The organism is Streptomyces sp. DI166 (assembly GCF_900091315.1).
GTDB classification, from domain to species: domain Bacteria; phylum Actinomycetota; class Actinomycetes; order Streptomycetales; family Streptomycetaceae; genus Streptomyces; species Streptomyces fuscus.
The window spans coordinates 1-18,475 of record NZ_FLSP01000065.1 but is presented as its reverse complement, the minus strand read 5'-3'; the positions used below and the strand labels follow the sequence as shown (position 1 = coordinate 18,475).

20 protein-coding genes are annotated in these 18,475 nt (G+C 70.7%); 12 read left to right on the top strand and 8 right to left on the bottom strand.

Going from position 1 to position 18,475, the window contains the following annotated elements; translation table 11 throughout:
• Positions 1-116 precede the first annotated feature (116 nt).
• The 3 genes from GA0115233_RS27255 to GA0115233_RS27245 all read left to right on the top strand — a co-directional run bounded on the left by GA0115233_RS27255 (position 117) and on the right by GA0115233_RS27245 (position 3,253).
• The gene (locus GA0115233_RS27255) at positions 117-728 is read left to right on the top strand and encodes an RsiG family protein (RefSeq protein WP_093722954.1); all 612 of its coding nucleotides are present in this window, start codon (positions 117-119) and stop codon (positions 726-728) included.
• Positions 729-816: 88 nt separating this feature from the next.
• The gene (locus tag GA0115233_RS27250) at positions 817-2,061 is read left to right on the top strand and encodes a GNAT family N-acetyltransferase (protein ID WP_093722953.1); all 1,245 of its coding nucleotides are present in this window, start codon (positions 817-819) and stop codon (positions 2,059-2,061) included.
• A gap of 283 nt (positions 2,062-2,344) precedes the next feature.
• Positions 2,345-3,253: a winged helix-turn-helix domain-containing protein gene (locus tag GA0115233_RS27245; protein WP_093722952.1), complete on the top strand. Its 909-nt coding sequence runs from the start codon at positions 2,345-2,347 to the stop codon at positions 3,251-3,253.
• A 36-nt stretch (positions 3,254-3,289) separates the two neighbouring features.
• On the opposite strand, the gene GA0115233_RS27240 is transcribed toward GA0115233_RS27245, so the two are convergent.
• Positions 3,290-3,478 carry a hypothetical protein gene (locus tag GA0115233_RS27240; RefSeq protein ID WP_093722951.1) on the bottom strand — a complete coding sequence of 63 codons (189 nt, stop codon included), beginning with the start codon at positions 3,476-3,478 and terminating at the stop codon, positions 3,290-3,292.
• A gap of 152 nt (positions 3,479-3,630) precedes the next feature.
• Between GA0115233_RS27240 and GA0115233_RS42250 the strand changes: the two genes are divergently transcribed.
• The 6 genes from GA0115233_RS42250 (at position 3,631) to GA0115233_RS27205 (ending at position 11,040) form a co-directional block, all read left to right on the top strand.
• Entirely contained in the window at positions 3,631-4,506 is an 876-nt protein-coding gene (locus tag GA0115233_RS42250; RefSeq protein WP_093722950.1) for a FadR/GntR family transcriptional regulator, read from the top strand.
• The gene (locus GA0115233_RS42245; protein WP_250742391.1) at positions 4,506-5,243 is read left to right on the top strand and encodes an HAD family hydrolase; all 738 of its coding nucleotides are present in this window, start codon (positions 4,506-4,508) and stop codon (positions 5,241-5,243) included. The genes GA0115233_RS42250 and GA0115233_RS42245 overlap by 1 nt, the downstream gene beginning before the upstream one ends.
• Positions 5,244-5,532: 289 nt before the next feature.
• The gene (locus GA0115233_RS27225) at positions 5,533-7,662 is read left to right on the top strand and encodes an aminoglycoside phosphotransferase family protein (protein WP_255310374.1); all 2,130 of its coding nucleotides are present in this window, start codon (positions 5,533-5,535) and stop codon (positions 7,660-7,662) included.
• 21 nt (positions 7,663-7,683) lie between these two features.
• Positions 7,684-8,292, top strand: coding sequence for a TetR family transcriptional regulator (locus GA0115233_RS27220; protein WP_176711953.1), 609 nt, complete (start codon positions 7,684-7,686; stop codon positions 8,290-8,292).
• 51 nt (positions 8,293-8,343) lie between these two features.
• Entirely contained in the window at positions 8,344-10,518 is a 2,175-nt protein-coding gene (locus tag GA0115233_RS27210; RefSeq protein ID WP_255310373.1) for a HelD family protein, read from the top strand.
• Between the two features lie 39 nt (positions 10,519-10,557).
• Complete coding sequence (locus GA0115233_RS27205; protein WP_093722988.1) at positions 10,558-11,040, top strand: HAD domain-containing protein; 483 nt, start codon at positions 10,558-10,560, stop codon at positions 11,038-11,040.
• Between the two features lie 159 nt (positions 11,041-11,199).
• On the opposite strand, the gene GA0115233_RS27200 is transcribed toward GA0115233_RS27205, so the two are convergent.
• Positions 11,200-12,090: an NAD(P)-dependent oxidoreductase gene (locus tag GA0115233_RS27200; protein WP_093722946.1), complete on the bottom strand. Its 891-nt coding sequence runs from the start codon at positions 12,088-12,090 to the stop codon at positions 11,200-11,202.
• A gap of 57 nt (positions 12,091-12,147) precedes the next feature.
• Here GA0115233_RS27200 and GA0115233_RS27195 point away from each other — a divergent pair, with 57 nt between their 5' ends.
• Together GA0115233_RS27195 and GA0115233_RS27190 are read left to right on the top strand one after the other, a co-directional pair.
• Entirely contained in the window at positions 12,148-12,486 is a 339-nt protein-coding gene (locus GA0115233_RS27195; RefSeq protein WP_093722945.1) for a winged helix-turn-helix transcriptional regulator, read from the top strand.
• 133 nt (positions 12,487-12,619) lie between these two features.
• On the top strand, positions 12,620-13,513 hold the full coding sequence (locus GA0115233_RS27190) for an RNA polymerase sigma-70 factor (protein ID WP_093722944.1): 894 nt from the start codon (positions 12,620-12,622) through the stop codon (positions 13,511-13,513).
• A 3-nt stretch (positions 13,514-13,516) separates the two neighbouring features.
• Here GA0115233_RS27190 and GA0115233_RS27185 read toward each other — a convergent pair whose 3' ends face one another.
• From GA0115233_RS27185 to GA0115233_RS27170, 4 genes are all read right to left on the bottom strand, one after another.
• Positions 13,517-14,038: an AAA family ATPase gene (locus GA0115233_RS27185; RefSeq protein WP_093722943.1), complete on the bottom strand. Its 522-nt coding sequence runs from the start codon at positions 14,036-14,038 to the stop codon at positions 13,517-13,519.
• Entirely contained in the window at positions 14,035-14,661 is a 627-nt protein-coding gene (locus tag GA0115233_RS27180; RefSeq protein ID WP_093722942.1) for a histidine phosphatase family protein, read from the bottom strand. Before GA0115233_RS27180 ends, GA0115233_RS27185 begins: the two co-directional genes overlap by 4 nt.
• 402 nt (positions 14,662-15,063) lie before the next feature.
• Positions 15,064-15,432: a TnsA-like heteromeric transposase endonuclease subunit gene (locus GA0115233_RS42425; RefSeq protein ID WP_255310372.1), complete on the bottom strand. Its 369-nt coding sequence runs from the start codon at positions 15,430-15,432 to the stop codon at positions 15,064-15,066.
• Positions 15,433-15,884: 452 nt separating this feature from the next.
• The gene (locus GA0115233_RS27170; protein WP_093722941.1) at positions 15,885-16,151 is read right to left on the bottom strand and encodes a hypothetical protein; all 267 of its coding nucleotides are present in this window, start codon (positions 16,149-16,151) and stop codon (positions 15,885-15,887) included.
• 57 nt (positions 16,152-16,208) lie between these two features.
• Here GA0115233_RS27170 and GA0115233_RS27165 point away from each other — a divergent pair, with 57 nt between their 5' ends.
• On the top strand, positions 16,209-16,802 hold the full coding sequence (locus GA0115233_RS27165; RefSeq protein ID WP_093722940.1) for a DUF4240 domain-containing protein: 594 nt from the start codon (positions 16,209-16,211) through the stop codon (positions 16,800-16,802).
• A 19-nt stretch (positions 16,803-16,821) separates the two neighbouring features.
• Here GA0115233_RS27165 and GA0115233_RS27160 read toward each other — a convergent pair whose 3' ends face one another.
• Together GA0115233_RS27160 and GA0115233_RS27155 are read right to left on the bottom strand one after the other, a co-directional pair.
• The gene (locus GA0115233_RS27160) at positions 16,822-17,235 is read right to left on the bottom strand and encodes a DUF5958 family protein (protein WP_093722987.1); all 414 of its coding nucleotides are present in this window, start codon (positions 17,233-17,235) and stop codon (positions 16,822-16,824) included.
• Between the two features lie 64 nt (positions 17,236-17,299).
• Positions 17,300-18,061 carry a hypothetical protein gene (locus GA0115233_RS27155; RefSeq protein ID WP_093722939.1) on the bottom strand — a complete coding sequence of 254 codons (762 nt, stop codon included), beginning with the start codon at positions 18,059-18,061 and terminating at the stop codon, positions 17,300-17,302.
• Positions 18,062-18,475 lie beyond the last annotated feature (414 nt).

The following is an 18,475-nucleotide window of genomic DNA, read 5'->3' as shown; positions in this document are numbered from 1 at the left end:
ATTCATTATCCTCCTTAACCCCCCATCTGGGGCCGATCGGGGGCACTCGGTCACATAGCGGCCACTTGGGGTGGCACGATGCTTCCACACGCCGGTCGAGGGGACGGTAGAGGTAGATGAGCACACCGAGTACCGGGCGGCAGCCCGGGGCTGTCTCGTTGGCCCACGCGGCAGAACGGGGCCAATTGCGACCGCCCGCACAGCGCACCGCCACGGAGGCGCCCGAGCGGCTGCCGGGCGGCCCGCCCGAGCACGACCTGACCGTGCTGAGCCTGCCCGAACTGCGCACGCTGCGCCGGGACGCGCAGCGCGACGAGGCGGACCTGAGCTATGTGCGGCGGCTGCTGCAGGGGCGGATCGACATCCTGCGGGCCGAGCAGGCCCGGCGCTCGCCGGTCGGCGCGGCGTCGGTGGTGGAGCGGCTCCCGGAGATCCTCCGGGACGCTCCGGCCCGGCACCGCTCCTCGGCCCGCCATGTCACGCTGGGCACCCCGCAGAGCGAGGAGTCCCGGCGGCTGGCCGCGGAGATGCTGGCGGAGGTGGAGCTCTCCGACCTCGGCGCCCGCACGGACGCGGAACTGGCCGAGGCGATGGCCCGCCTGGTCCGCTACGAGCAGCGGGTCTCCGTGCGCCGTCAGAGCCTGCAGCGCACGGCGGACGACTGCAGCGCGGAGATCGCCCGCCGCTACCGGGAGGGCGAGGCCCAGGTGGACGACCTGCTGCTGTGACCGGACGGGGCCGGACGGGCCGGACGGGGCCGACGGGGGCGCGGAAATCGGCGCGACACCCCCGTCGGGCCGCACCTACCGTGAGGTCATGACCAGCGCCACTGACATCGACGTACGCCCCGTCACCGAGCCCGAATTCGCCGACTGGCACCGCGCCATGAACATCGGGTTCCTGCGGGAACCGACGCTCACCGAGGATCAACTGGCCGCCCGGGAACCCTGGTTCGTGCCCGGCAGGGTGCTCGGCGCCTTCGACGGGGGCCGGTGCGTCGCTACCTTCCGCTCCTTCGACCAGCAGGTCACCGCCGTCGGAGGCGCGGCGGTTCAGGCCGACGCCGTCACCAACGTCACCGTCTCACCCACCCACCGCCGCCGCGGCCTGCTCAGCCGCATGATGAGCCAGGACCTGGCGGCCGCGAAGGAGCGCGGCGATGTCGTCGCCACCCTCATCGCCGCCGAGTACCCGATCTACGGCCGCTACGGCTTCGGCCCCGCCACGAGCATGGCCGAGTGGACGATCGACGTGCCCCGCACCGGCCTCGACCCGCGCTGGTCGGGGCCCGAGGACGGCGGCCGGATCGACCTGGTCGACGCCCCGGACGTCCGCAAGTTCGGCCCCGAGCTGCACGAGCGCCTGCGCCGTGCGCAGCCCGGCGCGGTCAGCCGGGACGACCGGTTCTGGCAGGCCACGACCGGCGCGATCCGCTACTTCTCCACCTTCGCCGAACCCCACTACGCCGTGTACCGCTCGCCGTCCGGTGAGGTCGAGGGCCTGGTCGCGTACACGGCCGACGACAACTGGGGCGACACCAGCCAGCCGCAGAACACCGCGACCGTGAAGTGGCTGATCGGGGTGACCCCGGCCGCCGAACGGGCCCTGTGGCAGTACCTGTGCTCCATCGACTGGGTGGTCAAGGTCAAGTCCGGCCCGCGCGCCCCCGACGACCTGCTCCCGCACTTCCTGCCCGACCCGCGCGCCGCCCGGCTCACCTCGCAGGCGGACTGGATGTGGGTGCGGATCCTCGACGTCGTACGGGCCCTGGAGGCGCGGACGTACGAGGGCGCGGGCACCCTGGTGCTCGACGTGGTGGACGGCGGCGGACGCTACCGGCTGGAGGCGGACGCCAGTGGCGCCGGGGCCTGCGCGGCCACCACCGCCGACGCCGATCTGAGCCTCACCCTCTCCGACCTCGCCACCCTGTGGCTCGGCGACGAGTCCGCCGTACGGCTCGCCGCGCTCGGCCGGGTCCGGGAAGAACGAGCGGGCGCCGCCCGTGTGGCCGACGCCCTGCTGCGTACGTCCAGGCGGCCTTGGTGCCCGGACCTGTTCTGAGCTCCCTTCCTGCGATGACGGGCCTTGTCCTCCGTACTCATCCGTAGCGTGCTCTTCAGTTGTGGTTGTGGTTGTTGTGCGGTGGTGCCGGCTGACCGGGCTCCCGGCTCCCCTCCGGAAGGGAGCCCGACCAGTCGATCCTGATCGTTCGATCGCCAACCCTCTGAAAGTTTGACCATGTTGGAGAAGTTGGCGACCAACTCCACTGTACTTATGACCGCGCAGAAGCGGCTCATAACCACCTTCCGGTGAACTGCCCAAAGATGGCGGGAAGTTGTACGGTTTGGATGTGGACCCGAAACACGCCTCCGTCAATGGGCGGAAGAGGTCACCGCGGCCACACACGTCACATCGCGAAGTGGCCGACGAGCTGCGCGCCCGGATCAGGTCCGGTGCCCTCCAGCCCGGCCAGCGCATGCCCACCCAGGCCAAGCTGGCCGACGAGTTCGGCGTGGAGCGGGGAACCGTACGGCAGGCCCTGCGCATCCTGCAGTCCGAGCAGCTGCTCACCAATGTCTCCAAGGGCGCCCCGGCCACCGTCGCCCCCGACCTCGGCAGGGTCCTGACCGGGCCGACCGCCCCGCCGCTGCCCACCACGGTGGCCCTCGCCCCCCGGATCGCCTCCGCCTTCGCCGCTCCGCACGTCGAGATCGACGCCCTGTGCCTCACCGCGGTCTCCCTCACCCTCGCCATCGGGGAGCCGCTGCGTCAGATCCACGCCGGACAGCTGAAACCGGCCAAGGTCGACGTCCGCGTCCTGCTGCCCAGCCGCCGTATCGACCTCGCCTTCCCGACCCCCGTGGACGCCTCGGACGCCGGGCTGCTGCGCCGCCGCTGGCTGGCCCAGCGCAACGCCCAGGGCAGTGTGCTCCGGCACAATCTGCTGGCCCTGCGGGCGACCCACAGCATCGATGTGCGGGTCACCTTCCGCGCCCTGCCCTTCACCCCGCCGGTGAAGCTGTACCTGCTCAACGGGGCGGAGGCGCTCTTCGCCTACTACCGGGTGCAGCGCCGCGCGGAACAGGTCGACCACGAGTCGGTGGAGCTGTACGACGCCGAGGGGACCCAGTCCATGCTCTTCGCCTTCGAGCAGGGCGCGACGCTGCGGGACACGACCTTCGTGGAGCAGTCGCATCTGTGGTTCGACTCGCTGTGGGAGACGATCAGTTCGGACCTGGAGCTGACGAGCTGATCGTCCCCCGCGGCGGGCGATCCGGATGCGGTGCGGTCATAGGGCGGGCCCCGAGACCAGCAGGGCGAGCACCACGGCTCCGGCGGAGCTGACCGCGGGGCTCTTGGCCTTGATGCCGATGGTGAGCAGCAACAGCCCGATGATGCCGGTGGTTCCGTACTTGAGTTCGATAGTCTGTTCGATGCCGACAACGACTACGGCGGCGAGGAGGGCGAGGACAGGCACGGTGTTCCCCCTTCTGGCGTTCCAACCTGAGGTAAAGCTTCCGCCAACTCAGCCAAGTTGGTAACCAACTCTGATTAGGTTGTCCCCGCTTGGTTACTACTCATAAACAAGTCCCGAACAACTCCCTGTAGATGGAGTGGAGTTGTAGCGTTTTGGTCGTGACCCAGGAGAACGTGGCAGTGAACGGCAGCAGCAGACGCTCCCCGCAGGAAATCGCCGACATCCTGCGGGAACGCATCCGCGCCGGCGAACTCAAGGCGGGCGACCGCCTGCCCACCCAGGCCGAACTGGCCGAGGAGTTCGGCGTCGAGCGCGGCACCGTCCGCCAGGCCCTGCGCGCGCTCCAGGAGGACGGCCTGCTCACCAATGTGAGCAAGGGCAGCCCGCCGAGGATCGCCACACCGTCACCGGCGCTGGGCGAGCCCAAGCCGACGATGGTCGGACTGGCCCCGCGCCTGGTGGAGGCGTTCGGCGCCCGGCATGTCCGGGTGGACGTGGTCTGCCACACCTCCGAGACCCTGATGGTGGCCCTCGGCGAGCCGCTGCGCCGTATCTACGAGGGCTCCGTGCAGCCGGAGTCCATCGACGTGCGCATCCTGATGCCGTCCCGGGAGATCACGCTGGCCTTCCCGGTCCTCGTGGAGGGGGAGGCCGACGACGACGCCGTGCACCGCCGGTGGCTGTCCATGCGCAACGCCCAGGCCCAGGTCCTGCGCCACAACCTCCAGTCGGTCCGCAACAACCAGGGCATCGACGTCCGCGTCAGCTTCCGCGCCCTGCCCTTCACACCCCCGATGAAGCTGTATCTCCTCAACGGCCAGGAGGCGTTGGTCGGGTACTACGTGGTCACGCAGCGGGAGGAGGAGTACGAGAGCCGGACCCTGGACATGTACGACGTGCTCGGCTCGGAGTCACTGCTGTTCCACTTCGACCGGCAGACCGAACGGGACGGAGCCTTCGTGGAGGAATCCCAGAAGTGGTTCGACGCCCTCTGGGAAACAATCAGCACGGAGTTGACACTCTCCTAGTGACCTCTGAGACGCAGGCTGAAGCAGTGACCGAGCGGACCGAGAAGCAGATCCGGAACCTGATCAAGCCCGCCCGCGTGGTGCTCTGGGACTTCGACGGCCCGGTCTGCCGCCTGTTCGCCGGGCACCGGGCCGAGGACATCGCGACGGAGCTGGTGCAGTGGCTGGAAGGACGCGGTCTGCACGGGCTGCTCACGCCGGACGAACGCAAGTCCCTCGACCCACAGGTGGTGCTGCGGGCCGTGGACCGACGGCATCCGGGCAGTGATCTGGTGGCCGAGCTGGAGGAACGTTTGACCAAGGAGGAGCTGCGGGCCAGCGCCTCCGCCATGCCCACCCCGTACGCCGACCCGCTGATCCGCACCTGGACGGCGGTCGGCTCCCGGCTGGCCGTCGCCACCAACAACTCCCCGAAAGTGGTCCGCACTTACCTCGCGAGCCGCGGCCTGACCACCTGCTTCGCCCCGCACATCTACGGCCGCACCCAGCAGTTGAACCACCTCAAACCCCATCCGCACTGTCTGGTCCGGGCCCTGAACGCGATGGGCTCGGCCCCCGAGGCGGCGCTGATGATCGGCGACACCCCCTCGGACTACCTCGCCGCGCGGGCCGCCGGGGTGCCGTTCCTCGGGTACGCGCGCAACGAACGCAAGGAGCGGCTGCTGAGGGACGCGGGGGCGACCCATCTGGTTTCCTCATTGCAACCTGTGTTGCACGCGGTACGGGGCATCGGCTGACCCCGCTTGCGCTACGCTTCGCGCACCGCGTGAGCGAACCGTCTGTTTCGCTCGTATAGAGGGCCATGGGGCCAGGCGAAAACAAGCCAGTCTCCAGCGGCCCGGCCGGCCGGTGAGCGTCGAGCAGCCATGGGGGACACCCGAGGTGGCCGCTCAAGCCCGTCTCCGGTCGCGCCCGGTACAACCCGCACTTACCGTTTGCCATACCTTCCGAGTCCTGCGTGAACTTCCGGAGCGGCCCGTGGGCGCAGATCGACCCCTTCCCGGTCCCTTCCCCGGGGAGCGCGCAGTGCCCGCCGCCGTCCGGGCCTTCCTGGCGCAGGCCGCCCGACGGGGCCGCCCCAGCAACGGCCATCACCACCGCAACCACGTCCTGCCGCTGACCGAGGACATGGCCCGAAGACTCGGCACGGAGCCCGGCACCCTGGTGACCGTGCGGTTGCCGCGGTCCCGGGCTCTTCCCGTGGTCATCCGGACCTGGCAGGACGAGTCGGCGATCCTCGCGGCCGTGGGGCGGCAGTTGCCTCATGTGCCGCGGTGCCTCGAACAGGGCGCGGACTTCGCCGTCCACAGCTATGTGGAGGGTGTCCCGCTCGGCAGCGTCTGCGAGAACGGCAAGCCCCTGGACACCCTGCTGGTGCGGGAGCTGGCCCGGCTGTTCGCCGGGATGGCGCTGGTACGGCGGGACGCGCTGCCCCCGCTGCCCGCCTGCTGGCCCCGCAACGACAAGGACAGCCAGGGCTTCCTGCGGACGCTGGCGCACCTGGCGGACCGGCAGATCCGGCAGCCCAACCGGCCCGAGTTCGGCGGTATGTTCGCCGCCCTCGGCATCCCCGAGACCGCCCTGGCCGACTTCGCCGACCGGGTCCCGGCGATGGCGAGACGGCCGTACGGGCTGCTCCACACCGATCTGCACCGCGAGAACCTGGTCCTGCCGTACACCGCCGAGCCCCCGCTGTACTGCGTGGACTGGGAACTGGCCTCCTACGGCGATCCCCTGCACGACCTCGCCACGCACCTGGAGCGCATGCGCTACCCCGAGTACCAGGAGAGGGAACTCGTCGCGGCCTGGGCCGAGGAGGTGGGCCGGGTCCGGCCGGGCGCCACCAACGGTCACCTCAAGGACCTCGGCCACTACCGCGACTTCGAGCGGGCCCAGTCGGTGTTCCCGGACGTCATGCGCACGGTGGACGCGCTGCGCGAGGCCGCCGACGAGGAGAGCCTGCACACGGCCGCGCAGGAGGTGCGCCGGGCGCTGGAGCGGGCGGCACGGCCGCTGGGGCTGCACCGGCTGCCCGGCGAGACGGAGATCGAGGGGATTCTGTTCCGCTGGCGGGAGGCCAGGACCGGCGGCCCCGGACCGCACGCACGGACCCGGTACTGGGACCCGGTGCGCCGGATCCCGGAGCACCCGCGGTTCACCGACGCGGCGGTGCACGAGGCCCTGCGCCTGGAGGGCGCCGCCCCGGCCGGGCGGGTCCTCAAGGGCACCGCGCACCTGAACACGGTGGTCCGGGTGCCCGGCGTGGACTTCCCGGTGGTGGTCCGGCGCAAGCTGCCCGACGCCTGCCGCCGCGAGCGCGGCTTCCTCAGCGAACACACCGTGCTCCAGGCCATCGAGCGCTCGGGCCTGCCCATCGCCGCCCCCAAGTTCCTCGCCCTGGGCACGAGTTATCGGGATGAACCTTTCGCCATCCACACCTACGAGGGCCCGCAGGACGGCGCCCGGCCCCCCGGCCACCCCGTGCACGGGCTGCTGCCGCACGAGGCGGACCGGCTCGTCGACCAGCTGTGCGCGCTGACCGCGGTGAACTTCCGGGAGGTCGACCCGGCCGCCGGCGAGGGCCGCTTCTACGCCTGGCTGAGCGAGCAGCTCGTGCAGTTGGTGGCGGAGCTGCCGGAGGTGTCCCGGCGGCGCGCCCGGCAGCTCGGTCTGCCCGACGCCCCGTGGCTGCGCCAGATCCTCGCCAGGCACCGGGTCAGCGAGCGCCGCCCCGCGCTGCTGCACGGCGACCTCAACCCGTGGAACTTGGTCCGCCGCTCCGACGGGCTGGCGCTGACCCTCATCGACTGGGAGATGGCGGTCGTCGGCGACCCGCTCTACGACCTGGTCCGGCACATGCATCTGACCCCGACCCGGCCGGAGATCCGCGACCGGATGTTCGCCCGCTGGTCGAAGAAGCTGGACCCGCGGTACACGGTCGGCTGGGAGCGGGACTGGCGGGTGTACCGCTGGATCGAGATCGTACGCTCGGCCTACATCGACCTGGACCGCCTGGTCACCGGGGCCAGTCTGGACGCCCCCAACGTGCGGCGCGCGGTGGACTCGTACGCCATGACCCTGGCGCAGGCGACCGCCTCCCTGGGCCTGCCGACGCGCCGGGCCGGGAGTCCGCGGTCGGTCCGGGCCCTGGCCTGAGGTTTGCGTACGCTCGATCCCATGAGCGAGATCGGCCTGCGGGAGCGCAAGAAGCGGCGGATGTACGAGGCCGTGTCGGAGGTGGCGATCCGGCTCTTCCTGGAGAAGGGGTTCGACGAGGTGTCGGTCGCCGAGGTGGCGGCGGCCGCGGAGATCTCCAAGCCGACGCTCTTCCGGTACTTCCCGGCCAAGGAGGATCTGGTGCTGCACCGGATCTCCGACCACGAGGACGAGGCGGCGCGGGTGGTCCGGGAGGCCCCGGGCGCGCCCGTGGAGGCGCTGCGGCGGCACTTCCTGGACGGACTCGACCGGTGCGACCCCGTCACCGGGCTCAACGACCGTCCCCAGGTGCTCGCCTTCCACTCCCTGCTGTACGGCACGCCGTCCCTGGTCGCCCGCGCGTACACGCATCAGCAGCGGTCCGAGGCCGCGCTCGCCGACGCGCTCGGCGGTGACCTGGACGCGCGGCTCGCGGCCGGGCAGATCATCGCCGTCCAGCGGATCCTCGCGCTGGAGAACTGGCGGCGGATCTCGGGCGGGGAGCGGGTGGAGGACGTGCGCGGGGACGCCGTCGCGGCGGCGGAACAGGCGTTCGGGCGGCTGGCGCAGGGGTTGTCCTACCTAACCTGAGTCAGGGTTAAGAATTTAACTCGGTTACGTTTTTCGCGTACGCTGCGTGGAATGACGGCCGACGACCCTTCCCCGCGCGACCTCCTGCGCGCCGAACGCGCCCACCACGACCACTGCCGCACCGCCCTCGACGCCATGGTCGCGGGCGCCGACGAACAGGTGGTCGTCGGTGAGGACGTCTCCGCCTCCGGTGCCGACGCCGAAGTGCTCGGATACCAACTGCGCAGCCGGGCCAAGGAGATGCGCGACCTGCCCGAGGGACCGCTCTTCTTCGGGCGGCTGGACTTCGACACGGGGGAGCACGCCGGGGAGCACGCGGGGCAGAGCTACCACGTGGGGCGGCTGCGGATCACCGAGCACCCGGCCGCCCCGCCGCTCGTCGTCGACTGGCGGGCCCCCGTCTCCCGGGCCTTCTACCAGGCGAGCGCCCGTGATCCGCAGGGCGTGGCGGTGCGGCGGCGGTTCGGCTGGGCGCCGGGCAGCCGGGGCGCCTCCGCCGACCTCACCGGACTGGAGGACGAGCATCTGGCCCGGGGCGAGACCCGGACCGGCGAGACCCGGACCGGCGAGACCCGGACCGGCGAGACCCGGACCGGCGCGACCCGGACCGGCGAGACCCGGACCGGCGAGACCCGGACCGGCGAGACCCGGACCGGCGAGACCCGGACCGGCGCGACCCGGACCGGCGAGACCCGGACCGGCGAGATCGTCACCAGCGAGATCGTCACCCGCGAGATAGAGCGCCCGCGCGTCGGGCCCATGCGGGACATCGCCGCGACCATCCAGCCCGAGCAGGACGACCTGGTACGCGCCGGTCTCGACGTCTCGGTCTGTGTGCAGGGCGCCCCCGGCACCGGCAAGACCGCGGTGGGCCTGCACCGGGCCGCGTACCTCCTCTACACCCACCCCCGGCGCATCCAGCACTCCGGCCTGCTGATCCTCGGCCCCAACCGGACCTTCCTCGACTACATCGCGGAGGTGCTGCCCGCCCTCGGCGAGACCGGCGTACGGCAGTCCACCCTGCTGGAGGAGATCGCCCGGCACCCCGTGACCGGCGCCGACGAGGAGCGCACGGCCCTCGTCAAGCACGACGCCCGGATGGCGGGGGTGCTGCGGCGGGCGCTGTACGCGCGCGTGGCGGCGGACGGCGCGGGTGATCTGGTGGTGCCGGACGGCTCGTACCGCTGGCGGGTCGGCGCGGACGAACTCGCGCGGATCGTGCGGGAGGTGCGGGCCGAGGACCTGCCGTACGGCGTCGGCCGGGAGCGGGTGCGCACCCGGATCGTGGCCGCGCTGCGGCAGCGGGCCGAGCGGCGGGCGGGGCCGCGCCCGAACGCCTGGGTGCGCGGGATGGCGGGGACGCGGGGCGCCGGGCCGTACGTGGACGCCGTATGGCCCAGGGTCCGGCCCGAGGAGGTGCTCGCCGAACTCCTCACCCGGCCCGAGGCGCTGGCGGAGGCGGCCGACGGGGTGCTGGACGCCGAGGAGCGGAAGGCGCTGCTGTGGGCCCGGCCGCCCCGGACCTGGAAGTCGGCGCGCTGGTCGGCGGCGGACCTGGTCCTCCTCGACGAACTTGCCGGACTGGTCGAACACCCCGAGGGCTACGGCCATGTCGTGGTCGACGAGGCGCAGGACCTGTCCGCCATGGAGTGCCGGGCGATCGCGCGCCGGGTGCCGTTCGGGTCGCTGACCGTGCTGGGGGATCTGGCGCAGGCGACGACGCCGTGGGCGGCGCGCGCGTGGGCGCCGCTGCTGGGCCACCTGGGCAGGCCGGACGCGCATCTCGTCCCGCTGACCACCGGTTTCCGCATGCCTGCCGCCGTCGCCGACCTGGCGAACCGGCTCCTGGCCCGCCTCGACGTCGACGTACCGCCCGCCCGTTCCCTGCGCGGCGACGGCGAACTGACCCTGCGCCCCGCAGGACCGTCCGAGGTGCCGCAGGCGGTCGCGCAAGCCGTACGACAGGCCCTCGCCCACGAGGGCGCGGTCGGCGTCATCGCGGCGGACACGGACCTCGCCCGCCTGCGCCCGGCCCTGCCCGCCGACCCCCGCGTCTCCCTCACCCCCGCGAGCCTCGCCAAGGGCCTGGAGTACGACCACGCGATCGTCGTGGAACCGGCCGCCGTCGCGGAGACCGGGCCACGCGGCCCGCACCTGCTGTACGTGGCGCTGACCCGGGCGGTGTCCCGGCTGGAGATCGTGCACAGCCGGGAATTGCCGTTCTGAGGCGGAGCGGGGCGCGGGAAGTGGGGGATGCTGGAGGCGATGCTTCTCTTCCTCGACGTGGACGGGACCTTGCTGCCCTTCGGCGGACCGGGGCCGTACCCGGAGTACGACGGCCCGCTGGCGGACGCCTCGGCCCTGCACCCCCTGCTGACCCGCGTGGACCCGGCGCTCGGCCCGCGCCTCGCCGGGCTGGGCTGCGAGCTGGTGTGGGCCACGACCTGGATGGACGAGGCCAACACCAGCCTGGCGCCCTGGCTCGGCCTGCCCCCGCTGCCGTCGGTGGACTGGCCGGACGACGACGAGCTCCGCGCGGAGCGACTGCACTGGAAGACGGCGCCGCTGACCGCCTGGGCGGCCGGCCGCCCCTTCGTCTGGGTCGACGACGAGATGGGCGACACCGACCGCGCCTGGGTCGCCGCCCACCACCCCGGCCGCGCCCTCCTCCACCACGTCGACCACCGAACCGGCCTGACCGACACGGACTTCGGGGTGCTGCGGCGGTGGATCAGCGGGGCCGGGTGACGCGGACGAGGGCGCCGGAGCCGTGGATCAGCGGGCGGCCGGGCGGGACAGCGGGTCGGAGCCACGGCCTTTGGCGACGACCCGGCGGGTGGGGTCTGTGTGCCGGGTCGTCGCACCGGGCCTGGGCCGGCGCGGACTTCGGCGAACCGGAGCCGTGGATCAGTGGGCCCGGCGGGACAGGAGGTCGGTGACGCGGCTGAAGCCGTCCGAGCCGTGGCCCTCGGCGACGACCCGGCGGGCGAGGCCCTCGATGACGCGCATCAGGCTCGCGTCGATGCCGTGGGACTCCGAGGCGTGGACGATGTGGGACAGGCTGGAGACCGCCGAGGTGATCGGGTTCAGCTCGCCGGAGTAGGTGCCGGTGTCGATGTCCGTCGCGAACTCCGTGAACAGCGCGGGCAGGATCTGCGCGATACCGCCCGCGAAGGGGGCCAGCTCCACCGCGGTGACGCCTTCGGCGCGGGCCACGGCGAGGGCGTGCGTGTAGCCGGCCATCGCGGTCCAGAAGATGTCGAGCAGGGCGATGTCGTACGCGGCGGCCCGCCCGATGTCCGCACCGAGGTGGGTACGGCTGCCGCCGAGCGCCGCCAGCACCGGTTCGTACCGTTCGTACAGCTCTTCCGGGCCGCTCAGCAGGAACACCGCGTCCGGCGTCCCGATGCTCGGCGTCGGCGTCATGATCGCGCCGTCCAGGTAGCCGACCCCGTGTGCCCGCGCCCACTCGTCGGTGGACCGGGCGCGGTCCGGGGTGTCGGCGGTGAGGTTGACGACCGTACGGCCCTTCAGGGCGTCGGCGACCTCCTCCTGACGCAGTACGGCGTCGGCGGCGTCGTAGTTCACGACGCAGACCACGGTCAGCGGGCTCGCCGCGACCGCCTCCGCCGCCGTGGCCGCACCGGTCGCGCCGCGGTCGACCAGGTCACGGTCGCGGCCCGGCGTGCGGTTCCACACCGTGGTCCGCACCCCCGCCGCGACGAAGGCCCCGGCCAGCGCGCGGCCCATCGGCCCGAGACCGAGGACGGTGACGGCAGACTGGTCGTACGTGGACATGCTTCTTCAACTTCCATGAGTATTTGTAAGTACATATACGTAACAAAAGGGGCGATCATGACGCGCAGCCGTGCCCAGGACCCGAACGTCTGTGGGGTGACCGCCGCCATCGCGGTGATCGACGGCAAGTGGAAGACGAGCCTGCTGTGGCTGCTGGAATCAGGCCCGCAGCGCCCCGGTGAACTGCGGCGCAGGCTGCCCGGGCTCAGCGAGAAGGTGCTGACGCAGGCATTGCGCGAGATGGTGGAGGACGGTCTGGTGCACCGGGAGGTGCATGACGTGCTCCCGCTGAAGACGGTCTACTCGCTGACCGCCTTCGGCCGTGAACTCTCCGAACTCCTCGGCCCCCTCTCGGACTGGGGTCACCGCCGGCTGGAGCGGCTGGCGGCGTCCTGATGCCCCCAGCCTGGCCGGTGATCGCGCCCGCCGCCAAGTACCCACTTTTTTGTGGGTACTTCCGCCGGTTGTCACACCCGCCCGCCCTCCGGTGTCCCATGAGCGGCAGACCCCGGGACGAGAGGCAGCGATCATGAGCGGACAGACAACCGAAGCGGCGACCGAGGTGTTCGTCGCGCACCGCAATCTGCTCTTCACGGTCGCCTACGAGATGCTCGGCTCCGCGGCCGACGCGGAGGACGTGCTCCAGGAGGTGTGGCTGCGCTGGGTGGCCGTCGACCTGGAGCGGGTCCGCGACCGGCGCGCCTACCTGGTCCGCATCACCACGCGCCAGGCCCTGAACCGGCTGCGCACCCTCCAGCGCCGCAAGGAGGCGTACGTCGGCCCGTGGCTGCCCGAGCCCCTGCTGACCTCGCCGGACGTGGCCGAGGACGTGGAACTCGCCGAGAGCGTCTCGATGGCGCTGATGCTCGTCCTGGAGACCCTCGCGCCGACCGAACGCGCGGTGTTCGTCCTGCGCGAGGTCTTCGACGTCGGCTACGACGAGATCGCCGCCGCCCTCGACAAGACCCCCGCGGCGGTACGGCAGATCGCCCACCGCGCCCGGCAGCACGTCGAGTCCCGCCGCCCCCGCGCCACGGTCTCCGCCGAGCGGACCCGCGCGGCGCTGGACTCCTTCCGCCGCACCCTGGAGACCGGCGACATCCAGGGCCTGCTCGACGTCCTCGCCCCCGACGTGGTCCTCGTGACCGACGCCGGCGGCCTGAAGGGGGCGGTACGCCCGATCCTCGGCGCCGACCGCGTCAGCCGGTACGTCGTCGGCGGCATCCGGAAGGCGCGGGTCGACGTCGACTACGTGCCCACCGTGATGAACGGCCACCCCGCCCTGATCCTGCGCGTCAACGGCGTCACCGACGGCGTCATGGCGCTCCGCATCGAGGACGACCGCATCTGCGGCCTGTACTACGTCCGCAACCCCGCGAAGCTGACGCACATCGAGGAGGAGACACGGTTGACCCTGCGGTGAGGGTCAGCCCGCGAGGGAGACCGCGATGCGTTCGGCGGCGTCGGTGGGTGTGAGGCGCGTGGTGTCCACGACCTCGGCCTCGGCGTGCAGCCAGGTCCGGGCGGCGTGGTCGTAGGCGTCCAGGTGCGCCAGCCGGAAGTCGGACGGCCCCATGACCGTGTCGCCCTCGATCCGCCGGCGCAGGGTGTCCCGGTCGGCGTGCAGGACGAAGTGCCGTACGGGGATGCCGTGCTGCCGCAGGCCGTCGCCGATCTCCCGCCAGTACTCCTCGACCAGCACCGTCATGGGCATCACCAGCGTGCCGCCGGTGTAGTCGAGCACCTGGTGGGCGGTCTCGACGACGAGGGGCCGCCAGGGCGGCCAGTGCTGGAAGTTGCCGGTCCAGGGCAGGCCGGGGGAGATGTCCATGAGGGTCTCCCCGACCTTCTCGGCGTCGAGCACACGGGAGTCGGGAACGAGCCGCTGCACGAGCGCAGCGGTGGTGGTCTTTCCGACTCCGTGCGTGCCGTTGATCCAGACGATCACAGATGCGCCAACTCGCCCGGAAACCCGGTCCAGCGCAGCTCGTCCGGCAGGTGCCGCATGTCGTTGCAGCACAGCACGGTGGTGGGTCTGCCGGGCGCGTACCGCAGGACGGTCAGCGCCGCGTTGCAGTGGTTGAGCCCGAGCCAGCGCCACTCGGGGGCGTCGAGGGCGTCGCGCACGAGCCAGGAGACGAGGAAGTTGTGGGTGACGACGAGTTCGTGCCGGTCCTGTTCCCCGTCGACGGTCCCGGTGAACTCCGCGAGCGCCTCCGCGGCGAGCGCGGCCCCCCGCTCGCACTCCTCCTCCGGGAACTGCGCCAGAAACCCGAGCAGGGTGTCCGCCGCGTCGACGGGCAGCTCCTCCTCGGCGGGCCAGTACGGCACGTAGTCCCCGGCGACATCGGACTCCCGCAACGGCACACCGTCCAGCTCGGCGGCGATCAGCTCGGCGGTCTCCCGAGCCCGGGGCAGCGGCCCGTGATGAACAACGGCCAGCGGCACCCCGCGAAGCCGCTCCCCGAGCAACCCCGCCTGCCGCCGCCCCCGCTCCGACAACCCCGCCTCGTCCTCCGTGGCTTCCCCGTGCCGGGCGAGATAGAGATAACGCGTGCCTGCAACTCCCATGCACTGAAGGGACGCCGGAGCCGGGGGAACGGTTCTGGGGCCGGGGCCTGGTGTCCGTTCCCAAAGATCTGGAGCAAGGAGGTGCCTCTGACCTGGGCCTTGTCAGTTCTGCTGGGACGGGTTGGATGCCGGGCGGCCCAGTGGATCTGGACGTTGCTGCGCCTGCTTGAGCGCGAGCTGAGACTGTCCCATTTGTTCTGTCGGACGGTACGGCCGTGGCCTGGTGTCCTTCAGTTCTGGTGGGACTCATCCCGTAGGGCGTCGTAGTCGTCCGGCGTCGTCACCAGCATCAGTGATCGTCCCGCCCGACCAGCCGCACCAGCGTCCCTGACAACCCGACCACGGTGTGCAGCCGCTCGTCGAGCCGGACCTGGTCGCCGACGCGCAGCGCCGCCCGTCCGCTCACCACGCCTCCGCCCACGACACCAGCGTCGTGTCCGTCAGCGGCTTGGCCAGGTCCGCCCGGAGCCGCCCCGCCCAGAGCAGGTGGAACACCGCTGGTAGCACCGCAATCGGGTCACCCAACAGTGACGCCTGGCCCACCAGCGGTGAGGGCGCCGAGAACACCGCCATCAGCCGCTCGGCCATCCCCGCGGTGGTCGCATGCCGAGGGTGTCGATACCCCGCCAGCCAGCGGACATTGGCCATCCGGACCGGGTCCACCATCCCGACCACCCGGTAGCCCCAGCCCACCGCTTCACATGCCAGCCGCGTCACCGCGAACTTGGTGGCCGACCGCTCGTCGACCCGGTCCAGAGGCCGGCAGTCCACCAGCAATCCCGGCCGTCTTCGAACCGTGCGAAGTAGTCCGGCGCGTGCGAGACCACCCGGCCCTTGCCGTTCTGCCAGAACAGCCACAGCGGCTGCGACAGCAGACCAGTCACCTCGGGTGTGAAGTCCAGCAGCATCGCGTGATCCCGCTCCAGCCACGACTCGAACCCCACATGCCGACCAGTACAGGCCCGGGAAGTTCCGCTGGCCGCGGTATGAAGGGAAGCCACGTACTGGCAGTCCCGTCTCGAACTCGACCTCTTCCGCCTCACTCAGCGGTCGGCGGTGTTCACCTTTGGCATCCCGCCAACCGACCTCGAATCCGCCCACGTCCAGCGGTGCCGTAATCACTCGTCCCACCCAACCCCATGGACTTCACTGTCCAGAATCAATGGGAATCCACCAGAAGCTTTGGGCCGAAACCCCTCATGTGACTGATGCTGCGAGCCAGCTCAGTCAGAGTCTTCATGATCACTGGCGAGACCGTCTGAGGCGGGTCGAAGCCTGCGACGCGCCGCGTCCAGGCGTTCGCCATAGTCCGCTGCGAAGATCCCAGGCAGGGACTTGTCGAGCGTTCCGGCCAGTCTATGAATGGGCGCCCAGACCGCCTCGTCGTCGACGAGACGGCTGAGGTCCGTCATCTGCACTCGCTCCAGCCAGTCCGACAGGACCAGCGCTTCATCAGAGGTGAGCTTGATGATGATCTCAGTGTTCTCCACTGCTCGAACATAGTTCGCCGACCCTGCGGTGTCAGAGGTGCCTGGCACAGTGCCGCCGTGGACATCGATTCCTTCTGGAAGCTCATCGAAGAGTGCCGACGGCAGACGCGGGGCCGGGACGAACGGCTGACGTGGTTGCGTGACGAGTTGTCTGGGAGGCCGCTGACAGAGATCGTGCAGTTCCAGGTTCGCCTGGACGAAGTGACGGACGAAGCCCTCACCTGGGATCTCTGGGCTGCTGCGGAGCGGATCTTCGGCGGCTGGTGTTCGGACGACGGATTCTGCTACTTCGGCCTGTGGATGGTGGGGATCGGTCGGGAAGCCTTCGTGCGGGCAGTGATCGATCCCGACTCTCTGGCCGACACCCCAGAGGTTCAGTGCCTGGTAGGTCGCCCTCGGGAGCTCTGGAACGACGACTGGCCGGAGTGGGAGTCTCTCGACTACGTCGCCAGGGACGCATATGGACTACTCACCCGCGCGGATGACGACTGCGGCGACGCATTCTATGAAGCCGTCGAAGCCGAGGAGGACGCTGTAGGCGGCAACCGAGGGCCGCGCAGCGAGCAGTGGGACGTGCGATGCGAAGACGAGGCCATGCGCAAACTGCCGAGACTGAGCGCGATGTTTCCCCTCCGGCCACTGGTCCGGTAGGCGCGAAAGCACGAGGAAATCAGGCCGAGGTTTTGGGGGTGTCGACAGACAGGCGATGCCACGCGTGGCCGCAACCGTCGGAGCAGAAGCGCCTTCGTCGGCGTTCGTCGGCGACGGCCAGCACAGCGATCAGTAGCCGGAATGACTTGAGGCGCTCGTTGTGCGGGGTGAGACCGGCGATCTCTCCGAGTTGCTGGTCGATCCGCCCTCGTGTGATCAGAACTGCCGGTGTGTGCGTGGCGCGAAGTCCGGCGCGTCGGATACTTTCCGGGCCGTCCTCGGCGGTGGCGCGGGCCTGAACGCAGAAATGTGACAGGAGGCGCAGGGTGTTGGTCTGCTCTTCAGTCGAGAGGCCCTCGAACCACTCGATTCCCTGTGGCATCGGCCGAAGCTCTTGGGCGAGTTCGTTGAGAATGATGCACGGATCAGCCATCCTCACGCCCCCGTTGTGCTCGATTCACAGACTCTCCCGGTCATCCAAGCAGACCCTCGGATGGCTAGAAGGGCAGTTCGTCGGCTTCCAGCGGCTCTGAGTACCCACGTACCCAGTGACCGGGGAGGGCCGCGCAGAGCGACTCCAGGTTGGCGAACGTACTTCCTCGAACGTGCAGCCAGCTGTGGTCACTCAGTCCGTCGAGCCGCAAGAGCTTCCCCGGCGCGGAAAACCAGCACACGGGTGACTCTTCCTTCCCCGTCCACATCGGGTACTCGGGAAACTCCACCGGCGCGAACCGACTCGGCAGCTCTCGAATCAGGCTGGCGGGAAGTTCGCAGGCGTTGTAGAGCCGTCCTTCGCTGCCAAGCAGCGTCTCGCTGAGTACGAGCTCGACACAGGCCAGGGAGACCCGCTCCAGGTAGTGGACCCAACCATCACGTGACTCGACGAACACCGGCGGATCGTCCTGACCGAGGTCCCGCAGCCGCACTCCCCAGAAAGCGCATCCCTGGTTCTCGCTGCGGAAGACGAGCACTCCACCGAACTCGTCGTGCACGAACAGCTCGGAAGGGCGCAGCAGCGGGTCCTGGTTGCCCGTGAGGTCGTGACGCGTACCGAGAAGCGAGTACGCCTCGCGCAACGCCGTCGGCAGCGTGAGCCCCAGCATCTCCTCGGCTCGCTCCAGCTCCTCCGCTCGCGTACCCGCGCCGTCGGCGAGCGGCTCCGCCCACGCTGCGGCAAAGTCCCGAACGAAGGCCCAGGCTCGCGCCCTGTCGGGTATCCCACCGCGCAGAGCTTGAGCCACATCGAACTCGTCAACCATGCGGTGGACCGTACAGGCCGGCCAACTTCGCCGGGGGTCCGCCAGGTCGTTTGCCAGAACCACTGGGACTCGCCACATCTACTGGGAACGGACATGACCCGTCTCGTTGAAGGTGAACCAAGTCGGGGCTGTGACCAGCGGTGGTTCAGATTGGCCCGGTCACCCGGCCGCCATGAGAGCCGGAACGGCTGTGACGTGACGGCCACCACGTCCGGCTCGGAGTCCAGTCGCATCAGATGACCGAGCTCCCCCCACGACTCGAAGCCCACCAACTCGCCACTGGTAGCAGCCCAGTACCAGCCGGGAAAGTTGCGCTGCCCCCGGTACGACGGGAACGCCCGCACCTGCCCGGCAGCCTCGAAACACGTCGACCACATCACCCCAAGCGGCCCCTCGTGGAGCTCACCGCGCGCG

Coding starts and splice junctions, on each gene's coding strand:
- GA0115233_RS27205 (WP_093722988.1), top strand. CDS start 10,558: ATGCTTCTCTTCCTCGACGTGGACGGGACCTTGCTGCCCTTCGGCGGA.
- GA0115233_RS27255 (WP_093722954.1), top strand. CDS start 117: ATGAGCACACCGAGTACCGGGCGGCAGCCCGGGGCTGTCTCGTTGGCC.
- GA0115233_RS27250 (WP_093722953.1), top strand. CDS start 817: ATGACCAGCGCCACTGACATCGACGTACGCCCCGTCACCGAGCCCGAA.
- GA0115233_RS27195 (WP_093722945.1), top strand. CDS start 12,148: ATGACGCGCAGCCGTGCCCAGGACCCGAACGTCTGTGGGGTGACCGCC.
- GA0115233_RS27180 (WP_093722942.1), bottom strand. CDS start 14,661: ATGGGAGTTGCAGGCACGCGTTATCTCTATCTCGCCCGGCACGGGGAA.
- GA0115233_RS27155 (WP_093722939.1), bottom strand. CDS start 18,061: ATGGTTGACGAGTTCGATGTGGCTCAAGCTCTGCGCGGTGGGATACCC.
- GA0115233_RS27210 (WP_255310373.1), top strand. CDS start 8,344: ATGACGGCCGACGACCCTTCCCCGCGCGACCTCCTGCGCGCCGAACGC.
- GA0115233_RS27220 (WP_176711953.1), top strand. CDS start 7,684: ATGAGCGAGATCGGCCTGCGGGAGCGCAAGAAGCGGCGGATGTACGAG.
- GA0115233_RS27200 (WP_093722946.1), bottom strand. CDS start 12,090: ATGTCCACGTACGACCAGTCTGCCGTCACCGTCCTCGGTCTCGGGCCG.
- GA0115233_RS27160 (WP_093722987.1), bottom strand. CDS start 17,235: ATGGCTGATCCGTGCATCATTCTCAACGAACTCGCCCAAGAGCTTCGG.
- GA0115233_RS27190 (WP_093722944.1), top strand. CDS start 12,620: ATGAGCGGACAGACAACCGAAGCGGCGACCGAGGTGTTCGTCGCGCAC.